The following is a 14,411-nucleotide window of genomic DNA, read 5'->3' on the forward strand; positions in this document are numbered from 1 at the left end:
CTAAATGAGAAATTTTTAACATAGTTAGCGTCATATTTGCTCCGTCAAATTGAACAGGTATTAAGTGAAATTGGTATTATATGAAAGAGGACGACTCAATGTATGCTGAAGTAGCTCGCCAGTTTGCTTGTACCAAGCGCAGGAAGTGTACATTAATTGAATACAGCTTGCACATGTTAAGCAATAAAACAAAGCACATTTGCAAAGGCTTTTTCCTAGAACCAACGGCTCTGAGGATTTGAGAACAGGATCAAAAAAGGCGCCCTGAGGCGCCTTTTTTACAAGCAGGTAAGGGATTACCAGCCTGCTTTTTCTTTTAGTGCAGAACCGATCTCAGCTAGTGAACGAACGGTCTTAACGCCAGCAGCTTCAAGTGCAGCGAACTTCTCGTCAGCTGTACCTTTACCGCCTGCGATGATTGCACCAGCGTGACCCATACGCTTACCTGGAGGCGCTGTAACACCTGCAATGTAAGAAACAACTGGTTTAGTCACGTTGTGCTTGATGTACTCTGCCGCTTCTTCTTCAGCTGTACCACCGATCTCACCAATCATTACGATTGCTTCAGTCTTAGGATCGTTCTGGAACATTTCCAGTACGTCGATGAAGTTAGTGCCTGGGATTGGGTCACCACCGATACCTACACAAGTAGACTGACCGAAGCCAGCGTCAGTAGTTTGCTTAACTGCTTCGTAAGTCAAAGTACCTGAACGAGATACGATGCCTACTTTACCTGGAAGGTGGATGTGACCAGGCATGATACCGATCTTACACTCGCCCGGAGTGATAACACCAGGACAGTTAGGACCAATCATGCGAACGCCAGTTTCTTCCAGCTTCACTTTAACATCAACCATATCAAGTGTAGGGATGCCTTCAGTGATACATACGATAAGCTCGATACCTGCGTCGATCGCTTCAAGGATAGCGTCTTTACAGAATGCAGCTGGTACGTAGATTACAGATGCAGTTGCACCAGTAGACTCTACCGCTTCGCGTACAGTGTTGAATACTGGCAGACCCAGGTGAGTTGTGCCGCCTTTACCAGGAGAAACACCACCAACCATTTGCGTACCGTACTGGATAGCTTGTTCAGAGTGGAAAGTACCCTGGCCACCAGTGAAACCCTGACAGATTACTTTAGTATCTTTGTTAATTAGTACAGACATTATTTGCCCTCCGCAGCAGCAACTACTTTCTCAGCAGCGTCAGTTAGAGACTCAGCTGCAATGATGTCAAGGCCAGAGTTAGCTAGTACTTCACGACCCGCTTCAGCATTAGTACCTTCAAGACGTACAACTACTGGTACGTTTACGCCAACTTCTTTAACCGCACCGATGATACCTTCTGCGATCATGTCACAACGAACGATGCCGCCGAAGATGTTAACTAGTACAGCTTTAACGTTGTCATCAGACAGGATGATCTTGAACGCTTCAGATACACGCTCTTTAGTCGCGCCGCCACCTACGTCAAGGAAGTTAGCTGGCTTACCGCCGTGCAGGTTTACGATGTCCATTGTACCCATTGCTAGGCCAGCACCGTTAACCATACAACCTACGTTACCGTCTAGCGCTACGTAGTTCAGCTCGAAGCTTGCTGCGTGAGCTTCACGTGCATCTTCTTGTGAAGGATCGTGGAATTCACGGATCTTAGGCTGACGGAACAATGCGTTGCCGTCTACACCGATCTTGCCGTCAAGACAGTGCAGGTTGCCTTCGTCAGTGATTACCAGAGGGTTGATCTCTAGTAGTGCAAAGTCGTGGTTGATGAACATGTCAGCAAGACCCATGAAGATCTTAGTGAACTGTTTAACTTGAGTTGGGTTCAGGTTTAGTTTGAACGCAAGCTCACGACCTTGGTAAGCCTGAGGACCGACTAGTGGATCGATCTCAGCTTTGTGAATTAGTTCTGGTGTGTTGTGAGCAACTTCTTCGATCTCAACACCACCTTCAGTTGATGCCATGAACACGATTTTACGTGAAGCACGGTCAACAACAGCACCCAGGTATAGCTCATTTGCAATATCAGTGCAGCTTTCTACTAAGATTTTAGCAACTGGCTGACCTTTCTCGTCAGTTTGGTAGGTTACCAGGTTTTTGCCTAACCAGTTTTCAGCAAATGCGCGGATCTCGTCTTTGCTGTCTGCCAGTTTTACACCGCCCGCTTTACCACGGCCGCCAGCGTGTACTTGACATTTTACAACCCACTTGTCACCACCGATTTTACCAGCAGCTTCAACTGCCTCTTGAGGCGTGTCACAAGCGTAACCATCTGATACAGGTAAACCATATTCGGCAAAAAGTTGTTTTGCCTGATACTCATGCAAATTCATGATGCTTTATCCAATTTTTTATACTAAAAAAGCTGAATATTTATGCAAATAATCAGCTATCCCAAATTGCGCCCATAGTATAGATCTCAAGGCCTTGTATGAAAACCCCAGTAAGACTAATGGCGCAAAAAAAAAGCTGTATGCGGACATTATGCTCACATACAGCTTAATCTTTAATCTAGATGATTATACGTCCAGAAGCAGACGCGTTGGATCTTCCAGAAGTTCCTTAATTGTAACCAGGAAGCCAACCGATTCTTTACCATCGATTTGACGGTGATCGTAAGATAGTGCCAGATACATCATAGGCAGGATCTCAACCTTGCCATTCACTGCCATTGGACGGTCCTGGATTTTGTGCATACCCAGGATTGAAGACTGCGGCAAGTTGATGATAGGCGTAGACAGTAGTGAACCAAATACACCACCGTTAGTGATAGTGAAGTTACCACCAGTCATGTCGTCAACAGTCAGCTTACCGTCACGGCCTTTCAGTGCCAGCTCGCGGATACCTTTTTCGATTTCAGCAACAGACAGCTTGTCACAGTCGCGTAGTACAGGCGTTACCAGACCACGAGGTGTAGATACTGCGATGCTGATGTCGAAGTAGTTGTGGTAAACGATGTCATCGCCGTCGATAGACGCGTTTACTTCAGGGAAACGCTTCAGCGCTTCTGTAACCGCTTTCACGTAGAAAGACATGAAACCAAGACGGATGCCGTGACGCTCTTCGAATACGTCTTTGTACTGCTTACGAAGGTCCATGATAGGCTTCATGTTTACTTCGTTGAAGGTCGTCAGCATCGCTGTTGAGTTCTTCGCTTCTAGCAGACGGTTCGCGATTGTCTTACGCAGACGAGTCATTGGAACGCGCTTCTGAGTACGGTCGCCCATTGGTGCCGCTGGAGCAGCTGCCGCTGGCGCCGCTGCAGGTTTTGCCGCAGGTGCTTTCAGGAATGCATCAACATCTTCTTTAGTGATGCGACCGCCTTTGCCAGTGCCTTTGATTTGTGAAGCATCAAGACCTTTTTCTGCAATCAAGCGACGTACAGATGGCGTTAGTACATCTGCATTGTCATCGCTTGCAGGCGCCGCTTCTGCCTGTGCAGCTGGCGCCGCTGCTGGAGCGCCACCGGCAACCAGTTTACCAATTACTTGCTCACCCAGAACGGTTTCACCTTCTGCGTGCAGTTGCTCGCCCATTACACCGTCTTCAGGTGCAACAACTTCAAGCACAACTTTGTCTGTTTCGATGTCTACCAGGTTTTGGTCACGGCTTACCGCTTCACCCGGTTGTACATGCCAAGTTGCAACTGTAGCGTCTGCTACTGATTCAGGAAGTACAGGTACTTTAATGTCCACTTCTTTACCTTCTGCTGCTGGCGCCGCTGCTGGCGCTGCTGTTTGTTCATTTGATTGCGCTGGAGCGGCATCTGACGCGCCCAGCTGTGCGATAACTTGCTCACCAAGAACCGTTGCGCCCTCTTCTTCAGAGATAGCGACAATAACACCGTCTTCAGGTGCAACGACTTCTAACACTACTTTGTCAGTTTCGATATCTACCAGGTTTTGGTCACGGCTTACTTTGTCACCAACGCTTACGTGCCATGTGGCCACTGTTGCATCGGCAACAGATTCAGGAAGAACAGGAACCTTAATTTCGGTCGTCATCTCTAATTCCTTATTTCTTAATAGTTAAAGCGTCAGCAATCAACGCATTTTGTTCTTTTGTATGGGTCGACATATAGCCACATGCAGGCGCTGCTGCAGCTTTACGACCGGCGTAAGTCAACTTCGCACCACTTGGGATGGCTTCCCAGAAATGGTGTTGTGAACAGTACCAGGCACCTTGGTTTTGAGGCTCTTCCTGACACCATACGAAGTCTTTAACGTGCTGGTAGCGAGCCATGATTTCGTCCATCTCTTTGTGCGGGAACGGATATAGCTGCTCCACACGAACGATAGCGACGTTATTCAGCTCTTGCTTGCGACGCTCCTGTAGCAATTCGTAGTACACTTTACCGCTACAGAACACAACGCGCTCGACGTTTTCAGGATTGATGTCATCAATCTCGTCGATCATGTTGTGGAAAACACCTTCGGACAACTCTTCCAGGCTAGAGACAGCCAGAGGATGACGAAGTAAAGATTTAGGTGTCATTACAATCAGTGGACGACGCAGAGGACGTACTGACTGACGACGTAACATAGCATAAACCTGAGCTGGCGTACTTGGTACACACACTTGCATGTTGTGGTCTGCACACAGTTGCAGGTAACGCTCAAGACGCGCCGAGCTGTGCTCTGGGCCCTGACCTTCGTAGCCGTGTGGCAGTAATAAAGTCAGACCACACAGGCGGCCCCACTTTTGCTCACCTGAGCTCAGGAATTGGTCGAATACCACCTGAGCACCGTTCGCGAAGTCACCGAATTGGGCTTCCCACAGTACCAGTGAGGTTGGCTCTGCCGTTGCGTAACCATATTCAAACGCCAATACGGCTTCTTCTGACAATACTGAGTCATACACTTCAAACAGACCCTGACCGTCACGCACGTTTTGCAGCGGCAGGTAAGTTGATGCATCGACTTGGTTGTGAACAACCGCATGGCGGTGGAAGAAAGTACCACGGCCTGAATCCTGACCGGTCAGACGAATGTCTGTGCCCTGATCAACCAAGGTTGCGTAGGCAAGCGTTTCTGCCATACCCCAGTCAAGTAGCTTCTCGCCACTGGCCATGGTCTTACGATCGTCGTAAATTTTCTTAACGCGCGACTGTGCTTTGTGATCAGCCGGGTAAGTCGAGATTTTTTCGCTCAACTCTTTAAGCTTCTCAACCGGAACACTTGCCTCGTAAGGGGTATCCCAGTCATGGCCTACATATTTAGACCAGTCTGATGAGTGCTTGGTCTCAGGTTGAATTTCTTCAACCACGATCTGACCTTTGTCCAGACCGTTACGGTAGTCGTCTGCCAGTGTCTTCGCTTCATCAGCGCTCAACACACCTTCAGATACCAGTTTATCAGCATAAATCTGACGTGGAACTGGGTGCTTTTTGATCTTCTGATACATCAGAGGCTGAGTTGCATTCGGCTCATCGGCTTCGTTGTGGCCATGACGACGGTAACAAACCAAGTCGATCACTACATCGCGCTTAAACTTGTTACGGAAATCAAGGGCAACTTGCGTCACGAACGCAACCGCTTCCGGGTCATCCGCGTTAACGTGGAAAATTGGCGCCTGAACCATCTTAGCGATGTCAGTACAGTACTCAGTTGAACGCGTGTCTTCCTGGTTTGACGTCGTGAAACCAACCTGGTTGTTTACCACGATGCGGATTGAACCACCAACACCATAAGCGCGCGTCTGAGACATGTTAAATGTCTCTTGTACTACGCCCTGGCCGGCGATGGCTGAGTCACCGTGAATAGTGATAGGGAGTGCTTTAGAACCGCTCTTACAGTTGAGACGGTCAAGACGTGCACGTACCGAACCCATAACAACCGGGTTTACGATCTCAAGGTGTGACGGGTTAAACGCCAGCGCCATGTGAACGTTGCCGCCCTGCGTTGCGAAGTCAGACGAGTAACCCATGTGATATTTTACGTCACCAGAGCCTGCAGATTCGCCGTACTTGCCCGCAAACTCGTCAAACAGTACTTGTGGGTTTTTACCCAGTACGTTGACCAATACGTTCAGACGACCACGGTGTGCCATACCAATGACCACTTCTTCCTGGCCACTTTCACCGGCACGATGTACCAGCTCTTTTAGCATTGGCACCAGTGCATCACCGCCTTCCAGTGAGAAACGTTTTGCGCCTGGGAATTTAGCACCTAAGTATTTTTCCAGACCATCAGCAGCGGTTAGGCCTTTTAGGATGCGAAGCTTAGTTTCTTTGTTGAATTTAGGCTGAGCGAAGGTAGATTCGATGCGTTGCTGTAACCAACGTTTTTCTTCTGTTGAAGTAATGTGCATATACTCGGCACCAACAGAACCACAATAAGTGGTTTTCAGCGCGTTGTATAAGTCTTTTAACTTCATTGTCTCTTGGCCTGAAGCAAAAGAGCCAACGTTATATTCTTTTTCCAGGTCGGCATTGTCTAAATCATGATAGGCCAGGTCGAGTTCGCGAACTCGATCACGCTGCCATAGACCCAATGGATCTAAGTTTGCGTTTTGGTGACCTCTGAATCTGAATGCATTAATAAGCTGCAAAACACGAACCTGTTTTGCATCTGCCGCACCTTCTGCAGAAACGATTACTTCTCTGTGTTTGTTTTTAGCAAGGTCAGCAAACTGAGACTTAATCTCCGAATGCTTAACATCAACGTCAACGCCTTCTACCTTTGGCAGTTGATCAAACACTTCTCGCCATTCTTCTGGCACTGAAGCCGCATCATCAAGATACGCCTCATATAAATCTTCCACATATGCAACGTTGCCGCCGTATAAGTGCGAAGATTCCAGCCATGCCTTCATCACACCTTCGTGCATTTATTAGCCCTTTTTCTAGCGCAGAAACTTAAACGAAAACAAGATGGCATGCTGAGCATGCCATCTGTAGATTTAAATATGTATTAAACCGAACGATTTAACAACATAGATTTAATGTGTCCGATCGCCTTAGTAGGATTCAAGCCTTTCGGACAAACGCTTACACAGTTCATGATACTGTGACAGCGGAAGACGCTGAACGCGTCATCAAGGTCAGCCAGACGCTCTTCTGTCGCAGTATCACGGCTGTCAGCCAGGAAGCGATACGCGTGAAGAAGGCCCGCAGGACCGATAAATTTATCTGGGTTCCACCAGAACGACGGACATGACGTTGAACAACATGCACACAGAATACACTCGTACAGACCATCCAGCTTGTCACGCTCTTCAATGCTTTGAAGACGCTCTTCACCGCCGGTTGGCTTGTCGTTGATCAGGTAAGGTTTTACCTTCTCGTACTGAGTGTAGAACTGGCTCATGTCGATAACCAGGTCACGGATCACTGGCAGACCCGGTAATGGACGAACGATGATCTTACCTTTGCCACCTTTCTGCAATGCAGATAAAGGGGTGATACAAGCCAGACCGTTCTTACCATTCATGTTTACACCGTCTGAACCACACACACCTTCACGGCATGAACGGCGGAAAGACAATGTTGGATCTTGTTCTTTCAACATTAACAGTGCATCTAGCACCATCATGTCGCGACCTTCTTCAACCTCAAGCTTGTAATCTTGCATACGAGGTGCAGAATCTACGTCAGGGTTGTAACGATAAACAGATAATTCTAAAGTTGCCATCGCTTAGCTCCTAGTATGTACGTGCTTTCGGTGGGAATGCTTCACGAGTCTTAGGCGCAAAGTTTACTTCACGCTTAGTCATCGTGTCTGACTCTGGGTGATGCAAAGAGTGGCATAGCCAGTTCTCATCGTCACGCTCAGGGAAGTCAAAGCGCGAGTGTGCACCACGGCTTTCAGTACGGAAGTTAGCTGCAACGGCTGTTGAGTAAGCTGTTTCCATCAGGTTATCAAGCTCTAAGCACTCGATACGCTGGGTGTTGAACTCAGTTGACTTGTCGTCAAGACGCGCAAACTTAAGACGCTCACGGATCTCTTTAAGTTCTTTAAGACCATCAGCCATCGCGTCACCTTCACGGAATACCGAGAAGTTAAGCTGCATACATTCTTGTAGGTCTTTCTTGATCTGAACTGGATCTTCGCCTTTGCCTTTCTCAGAAGACTCCCAACGGTTGAAGCGTGCAAATGCCTGCTCAACGTCGTCAGAAGATGCATCACCTGTAGACTCGAAGCCTTGCAGGTAAGTACCCAGGAAGTTACCAGCCGCACGACCGAATACAACCAGGTCAAGCAGTGAGTTACCACCCAAACGGTTTGCACCGTGTACAGATACACACGCAATTTCACCAACCGCGAACAGACCTTCAATGATACGCTCTTCGCCGTTTTCATTCACGTTCAGTACCTGACCATTTACGTTGGTCGGTACACCACCCATCATGTAGTGACAGGTTGGGATAACCGGAATTGGCTCTTTAGCTGGATCAACGTGTGCGAATGTCTTAGACAGGTCACATACGCCAGGCAGACGCAGGTTAAGCATTTCTTCACCAAGGTGGTCAAGTTTAAGCTTAATGTGAGTACCCCAAGGGCCTTCACAACCACGGCCTTCACGGATTTCGGTCATCATTGCACGCGCAACAACGTCACGACCCGCAAGGTCTTTCGCGTTAGGCGCATAACGTTCCATGAAACGCTCGCCGTCTTTATTCAGAAGGTAACCACCTTCACCACGACAACCTTCCGTTACCAGCGTACCCGCACCCGCGATACCGGTTGGGTGGAACTGCCACATTTCCATGTCCTGCATAGAGATGCCAGCACGAACCGCCATACCAACACCGTCACCAGTGTTGATGTGTGCGTTAGTGGTTGATGCGTAGATACGACCTGCACCACCGGTTGCCAAAACAACCGCTTTAGACTTGAAGTAAACAACTTCGCCGCTTTCGATGTCGATTGCAGTAACACCGACTACGTCGCCTTTGTCGTTTTTAACCAAATCAAGTGCGTACCACTCAGAGAAAACGTTAGTTTTGTTCTTAACGTTTTGCTGGTACAAGCAGTGTAGCAATGCGTGACCTGTACGGTCTGCCGCTGCTGCCGTACGTGCAGCCTGCTCACCACCAAAATTCTTAGACTGACCACCGAAAGGACGCTGATAAACACGGCCGTTCTCAAAACGAGAGAAAGGCAGACCCATGTTTTCAAGTTCAGTGATTGCCTCAGGACCGGTTTTGGTCATGTACTCGATGGCATCTTGGTCACCAATGTAATCAGAACCCTTAACCGTGTCGTACATGTGCCATTCCCAGTTGTCTTCGTGGGAGTTACCCAGTGCAACTGTGATACCACCTTGTGCAGATACCGTATGAGAACGTGTCGGGAATACTTTAGAGATCAATGCACAAGTTTTGCCTGACTCAGAAATCGCAAGCGCTGCACGCATGCCAGCACCACCGGCGCCAACTACAACAGCGTCAAATTCACGAACATTATATTTCACTTAAACACCCCACAATACAAACAGGCCAACAGCAACATACGCCAGTGCCATCAGATTAAGTACAAAGCCCAGCACAGAACGCATCGTTGAACACTTAACGTAGTCCGTTAGAACCTGCCACAAACCAATGCGAGTGTGGACCATGATGCATACCAGTGTGATGAAAGTTGCCGCTTTAACGGCCAGGTTTGAAAACAAACCTGTCCAGGCTTCATAGCTGATTTCGGGCGTTAGCAGAAAATAGCCAACGATAAATACCGAATAAGCCAGGATGATTAGTGCAGTCGCGCGCAATGACACATAGTCTTGCACACCGTCGCGCTTCAGAGTTGCTTGATTTAAGACCATATCCACACTCCTGCCAGGATGGCTACGATTACCCACAGCGCCAATGCGATTTTTGCACTGGTGTTGCCCGATTCTAATTCTTCCCAGTGACCCATGTCTTGGATCATGTGACGTACGCCACCAATGATGTGGTAAGACAATACAGTCAGGGTGCCCCACGCAATGAATTTTGCAATAAAGCCAGTCATTAGCTCTTTAACAAATTCAAACCCTTCAGGAGAAGAAAGAGACTCAGACCACGCCCAAATGACAAAGGTCAATGCGAAGAATAACGCAACACCGGTGATACGGTGCAAAATCGACGCTTTTGCCGTAGGTGGCATAGATATAGTCGTAAGATCTAGATTTACAGGTCTTTGCTTTTTCACAGTTACTTGCCCATCTTGCTCACAAAGGAGCTCATCTACTTGTTTTTATAAAACCACTTGCGCTGGTTGCACAAATGGCACACTCTAGATATACCTGTTTAAACACTGAGCGGTTCACTTTGTGAAAATGCCAATGTAAAAATAGGTTTACCCACAGACGACACGGTATAAAACCGTAGATAGTATATAAGGCCAAGCGGCCTTTTACAATTCTTGTTTAGATTGAGACGCTTGCGAATTAGCCGATGGTATAATATTTAAACGGCGTAGAATATTTATCATACATTTCTGCATAATTCTCAGAAAAATTGACTTTCCACCCCTATTTTAAGTTAGAATGATCTGAATTTGCTTAACATTAGTATCACAACATAACAATCAGAATATTGTTATTTCATAGGAGATAAATAGATGGCAGATAAGAAAGCCACAGTCCATATCGATGGTCATGATCCGATCGAACTCCCGATCTACTCTGGCACTGCTGGCCAGGACGTAGTCGACGTCCGCACACTTGGCGCTCACGGCTTCTTCACATACGACCCTGGTTTTATGTCGACTGGCTCTTGCGAATCATCTATTACTTATATCGATGGTGCAAAGGGTGTACTACTACACCGTGGTTACCCAATCGAGCAATTAGCAGAGCAATCTAACTACATTGAGCTGTGCTACCTGCTGCTTAACGGTGAATTACCAGACGATGCGCAACTTGAAGAATTTGCAAAGAACATCACGCACAACACTATGCTGCATGAAAAAATTGCGTCTTTCTTCCAGGGTTTCCGTGTTGATTCTCACCCAATGGCGATGCTATGTGGTGTGGTTGGTGCATTGTCTTCGTTCTATCACGACGACCTGGACATCTCAGATGCTGATCAGCGTATGCGTTGTGCAATCAAACTGGTTGCTAAACTGCCTACCATTGCTGCGATGGCGTATAAGTACAACACAGGTCAGCCGTTCGTTTACCCACGTAACGACCTGAGCTACGCAGAAAACTTCCTGCACATGATGTTCTCAGTCCCAGCTGAAGAGTACAAGGTTAACCCTGTACTGGCCAAAGCAATGGACCGTATCTTCATGCTTCACGCAGACCACGAGCAAAACGCGTCTACTTCAACGGTACGTCTTGCTGGTTCTTCAGGCGCTAACCCTTATGCGTGTATCGCAGCGGGTATCGCGTCACTGTGGGGTCCTGCGCACGGCGGTGCAAACGAAGCATGTCTGAACATGCTGGAAGAAATTGGTACTGTTGACCGTATCGACGAATACGTTGCAAAAGCAAAAGACAAGAACGACCCGTTCCGTCTGATGGGCTTTGGTCACCGCGTATACAAAAACTTCGACCCGCGTGCGACCGTAATGCGTCAAACTTGTCACGAAGTGCTGAAAGAGCTGAACATTCAGGATCCATTGCTTGACGTTGCAATGAAACTTGAGCAGATCGCACTGGAAGACCCGTACTTCGTTGAGAAGAAACTGTACCCGAATGTTGATTTCTACTCAGGTATCATCCTGAAAGCGATTGGTATTCCGACCAGCATGTTCACTGTGATCTTCGCTATGTCTCGTACTGTTGGCTGGATCTCACACTGGAACGAAATGCTGTCTCAGCCTGGTCATAAGATTGGTCGTCCACGTCAGTTGTATACTGGCTACACGGCACGTGACTATAAAAAAGAGGGTGACAGATAAGCATCGCTTAACTGACGCTTTGAAAAGGGTTGCCATTGGCAGCCCTTTTTTGTGCCAGGTCTTCGGGCAGACTTGCAAGCCAATATAAATCCGGTAAAATCCGCCTGCTCAGGCGCAGTAGGAGACCCTTTTGAACGATAACCCTTGCACACAACTTCGGCATGATTTCCCCATCTTTGAGGTGTCGGTTGACGACCAGCCTTTGTGTTATCTTGACTCCGCTGCCACCACCCAGAAACCCAATCAGGTGATCCAGGCTGTAAAGGATTTTTACCAGTCTCAGAACGCCAATGTACACCGAGGTTTACACACACTGAGTGAACAGGCGACCACAGCCTATGAGGCTGTACGGGGCCAATTAGCGCAATTTCTTAATGTGCAAAGCCGGGAAATTGTCTGGACCAGTGGCGCTACCGCCTCTTTGAATTTAATTGCGTATGGCCTGAGCGACAGCTTAAAAAAAGACGATGTGATTGTGTTGTCCCCTTTGGAGCATCACGCCAATATCGTACCCTGGCAACTTGCCGCAAAGCGCACAGGTGCACGTATTGAGTTACTGCCAGTAGATGCACAAGGTATTCTTCAGCTTGAACAAGCTAAAGCGCTGATAGAGAGCCTAAAACCCAAAGTAATGAGTATTTGCCATGCCTCTAATGCGCTGGGCAACATTAATGATGTAGCAGCGTTGATAGCGAGCAGTAAAAGCTCAGGCACGGTTACTGTGGTAGATGGCGCTCAATCTTTATTGCATTTGCGCCCGGATTTAAAGCAGCTGGATTGCGATTTTTATGTGTTTTCTGCACACAAGGCGCTGGGTCCGACCGGTTTAGGTGGCCTGTATGGGCGCTATGAGCTGCTCAATGCCCTGCCCGTTTATCAAAGCGGCGGCGAAATGATAGACACTGTCAGTTTTAGTGGCACCACCTTTCGCCCGGCCCCTGAAAAATTTGAGCCCGGCACGCCCAATATTGCCGGTGTTATCGGCTTTGGCGCGGCCCTGGATTACCTTGCAGCACAAGATCATGACGCATTATTCCGGTACGAACAATCACTATATCAGAACCTGCTTCAGCAACTGAGCGAAATAAACGGGATCCGGATTTGGGGCGATACGGCTAATAATGTCGGCACCGTTAGTTTTAGCTACAAAAACGAGCACCATTACGATCTGGCGACCTTACTCAATACTCATGGTATTGCTGTCAGAAGCGGCCACCACTGCACACAACCGCTGATGGCGCACCTGGGCATTGAAGGCACCATTCGTGCCAGCCTGGCGTTTTACAACAACCAGCAAGACATCAGTCGGTTTATCGCAGCACTGAAAGACACCATCAGTTTATTAGAAGAGTAATTATGGACTTATCACACATAGAGCACACCCTGGCTCAGCACGGCGCCTGGCAGGGCAAGTATCGCGAAATCATGCTACTGGGCAAGGCACTTCCGGCCATGCCGGGTGCACTAAAAACGGATGACGCGCTGGTGAAAGGCTGTGAGAGTAAAGTCTGGTTACACCTTGACCTGGATGAACAGCGGCAACGTCTGGTACTGATAGCGGACTCAGACACCCGCATCGTCAAAGGTTTACTGGCAATTATTCTGGCATGCTATAACAACCAGTTACCGCAAGAAGCAGGTAAGCTTGATGCCTATGAGCTGTTTGACAGACTGGGGCTGATCAAGCACCTGAGCCCCTCTCGCGGCAACGGAGTGCGCGCTATCGTAGAGCGTATTCATCAACAGCTTCAGGTGCTGCAATAGCACCTGAGATACATGCCGCGAATTAGCCCGCTTCGCGCGTGCGCTTGTCCAGGTACTTGCGAATAGCCTTTGCCGCAGCAAAAAAGCCAAAGCTGCCCGTCACCATAGTTGCAGAGCCAAACCCGGTCGCACAGTCCATATTTTTACTGCCATCGGCCATTTGCTTTGCTTTACAGACACTACCATCGCCAGTTGGGTAAACAAGTTGCTCCGTTGAGTACACACAATCAACGGCAAACTTACGCTTCGGATTGGTAGTGAAGTTATATTGCTTACGCAGCAGGTATCGGACTTTTGCAAGTAAAGGGTCATGGGTGGTTTTAGCTACATCCCCATAGCAGATCTGACTAGGATCTGTCTGACCACCCGCGCCACCTGTGGTGATCACTGGAATTTTTTGCCGTTTACAGTGGGCGATCAACGCCGCCTTTTCTTTGACTGCATCAATACAGTCGATGACATAATCAAAACCCTGAATATGCTCTTTGATATTATCCAGGGTGATAAAGTCATCTATCACCTCAACCTGACAATCCGGATTGATGGACTGACAACGCGCCTGCATGGCTTCGACTTTAGGCTGGCCTATGGTCTCAGTGTTTGCATGAAGCTGGCGATTGACATTGGTGACACAGATATCATCCAGGTCAATCAGGGTAATTTTACCTATGCCAGTGCGCGCCAGAGCCTCTGCCACCCAGCTACCTACGCCGCCAATGCCTATGACACAGAAACTGGCTTCGCCAAGCCAGGTAAGCTCTGTATCACCATACAAGCGGCCGATGCCACCAAATCTTAAGGATGTATCTTGCGTCAT

Annotated in this window: 12 protein-coding genes; 3 read left to right on the forward strand and 9 right to left on the reverse strand. The window is 48.2% G+C overall.

Annotation, left to right across the window (positions count from 1 at the left end; translation table 11 throughout):
* Window positions 1-296: 296 nt before the first annotated feature.
* The 8 genes from sucD to sdhC form a co-directional block, all read right to left on the reverse strand.
* A complete protein-coding gene (gene sucD / locus C3B51_RS04790) occupies window positions 297-1,169 on the reverse strand; it encodes a succinate--CoA ligase subunit alpha (RefSeq protein WP_010381473.1) in 873 nt (290 codons plus the stop codon).
* A complete protein-coding gene (gene sucC / locus C3B51_RS04795) occupies window positions 1,169-2,335 on the reverse strand; it encodes an ADP-forming succinate--CoA ligase subunit beta (RefSeq protein ID WP_046003816.1) in 1,167 nt (388 codons plus the stop codon). Before sucC ends, sucD begins: the two co-directional genes overlap by 1 nt.
* A 186-nt stretch (window positions 2,336-2,521) precedes the next feature.
* A complete protein-coding gene (gene odhB, locus C3B51_RS04800) occupies window positions 2,522-4,006 on the reverse strand; it encodes a 2-oxoglutarate dehydrogenase complex dihydrolipoyllysine-residue succinyltransferase (RefSeq protein WP_054016891.1) in 1,485 nt (494 codons plus the stop codon).
* A 10-nt stretch (window positions 4,007-4,016) separates the two neighbouring features.
* Window positions 4,017-6,830 (reverse strand): 2-oxoglutarate dehydrogenase E1 component, encoded by a 2,814-nt coding sequence (gene sucA / locus C3B51_RS04805; protein ID WP_125718973.1) that lies wholly within the window; start codon window positions 6,828-6,830, stop codon window positions 4,017-4,019.
* A gap of 83 nt (window positions 6,831-6,913) precedes the next feature.
* The gene (locus tag C3B51_RS04810; RefSeq protein ID WP_046003813.1) at window positions 6,914-7,633 is read right to left on the reverse strand and encodes a succinate dehydrogenase iron-sulfur subunit; all 720 of its coding nucleotides are present in this window, start codon (window positions 7,631-7,633) and stop codon (window positions 6,914-6,916) included.
* 10 nt (window positions 7,634-7,643) lie between these two features.
* The gene (gene sdhA, locus C3B51_RS04815) at window positions 7,644-9,416 is read right to left on the reverse strand and encodes a succinate dehydrogenase flavoprotein subunit (RefSeq protein WP_010381483.1); all 1,773 of its coding nucleotides are present in this window, start codon (window positions 9,414-9,416) and stop codon (window positions 7,644-7,646) included.
* On the reverse strand, window positions 9,417-9,764 hold the full coding sequence (gene sdhD / locus C3B51_RS04820) for a succinate dehydrogenase, hydrophobic membrane anchor protein (protein ID WP_046003812.1): 348 nt from the start codon (window positions 9,762-9,764) through the stop codon (window positions 9,417-9,419).
* The gene (sdhC, locus tag C3B51_RS04825; protein ID WP_082225568.1) at window positions 9,755-10,132 is read right to left on the reverse strand and encodes a succinate dehydrogenase, cytochrome b556 subunit; all 378 of its coding nucleotides are present in this window, start codon (window positions 10,130-10,132) and stop codon (window positions 9,755-9,757) included. Before sdhC ends, sdhD begins: the two co-directional genes overlap by 10 nt.
* 411 nt (window positions 10,133-10,543) lie before the next feature.
* Here sdhC and C3B51_RS04830 point away from each other — a divergent pair, with 411 nt between their 5' ends.
* The 3 genes from C3B51_RS04830 (at window position 10,544) to C3B51_RS04840 (ending at window position 13,594) form a co-directional block, all read left to right on the forward strand.
* On the forward strand, window positions 10,544-11,830 hold the full coding sequence (locus C3B51_RS04830) for a citrate synthase (RefSeq protein WP_046003811.1): 1,287 nt from the start codon (window positions 10,544-10,546) through the stop codon (window positions 11,828-11,830).
* A 130-nt stretch (window positions 11,831-11,960) separates the two neighbouring features.
* Entirely contained in the window at window positions 11,961-13,184 is a 1,224-nt protein-coding gene (locus tag C3B51_RS04835; protein ID WP_130244347.1) for an aminotransferase class V-fold PLP-dependent enzyme, read from the forward strand.
* 2 nt (window positions 13,185-13,186) lie between these two features.
* The gene (locus tag C3B51_RS04840) at window positions 13,187-13,594 is read left to right on the forward strand and encodes a SufE family protein (RefSeq protein ID WP_130244348.1); all 408 of its coding nucleotides are present in this window, start codon (window positions 13,187-13,189) and stop codon (window positions 13,592-13,594) included.
* A 22-nt stretch (window positions 13,595-13,616) separates the two neighbouring features.
* Here C3B51_RS04840 and tcdA read toward each other — a convergent pair whose 3' ends face one another.
* On the reverse strand, window positions 13,617-14,411 hold the full coding sequence (gene tcdA / locus C3B51_RS04845) for a tRNA cyclic N6-threonylcarbamoyladenosine(37) synthase TcdA (RefSeq protein WP_130244349.1): 795 nt from the start codon (window positions 14,409-14,411) through the stop codon (window positions 13,617-13,619).

This window comes from Pseudoalteromonas rubra (genome assembly GCF_004212645.1).
Lineage (GTDB): Bacteria > Pseudomonadota > Gammaproteobacteria > Enterobacterales > Alteromonadaceae > Pseudoalteromonas > Pseudoalteromonas rubra_G.

Bases quoted from the DNA above. Each gene is read 5' to 3' on its own strand.
- sucD (WP_010381473.1), bottom strand. From the start codon at position 1,169: ATGTCTGTACTAATTAACAAAGATACTAAAGTAATCTGTCAGGGTTTC.
- sucC (WP_046003816.1), bottom strand. From the start codon at position 2,335: ATGAATTTGCATGAGTATCAGGCAAAACAACTTTTTGCCGAATATGGT.
- odhB (WP_054016891.1), bottom strand. From the start codon at position 4,006: ATGACGACCGAAATTAAGGTTCCTGTTCTTCCTGAATCTGTTGCCGAT.
- sucA (WP_125718973.1), bottom strand. From the start codon at position 6,830: ATGCACGAAGGTGTGATGAAGGCATGGCTGGAATCTTCGCACTTATAC.
- C3B51_RS04810 (WP_046003813.1), bottom strand. From the start codon at position 7,633: ATGGCAACTTTAGAATTATCTGTTTATCGTTACAACCCTGACGTAGAT.
- sdhD (WP_046003812.1), bottom strand. From the start codon at position 9,764: ATGGTCTTAAATCAAGCAACTCTGAAGCGCGACGGTGTGCAAGACTAT.
- C3B51_RS04830 (WP_046003811.1), top strand. From the start codon at position 10,544: ATGGCAGATAAGAAAGCCACAGTCCATATCGATGGTCATGATCCGATC.
- C3B51_RS04840 (WP_130244348.1), top strand. From the start codon at position 13,187: ATGGACTTATCACACATAGAGCACACCCTGGCTCAGCACGGCGCCTGG.
- tcdA (WP_130244349.1), bottom strand. From the start codon at position 14,411: ATGACGCAAGATACATCCTTAAGATTTGGTGGCATCGGCCGCTTGTAT.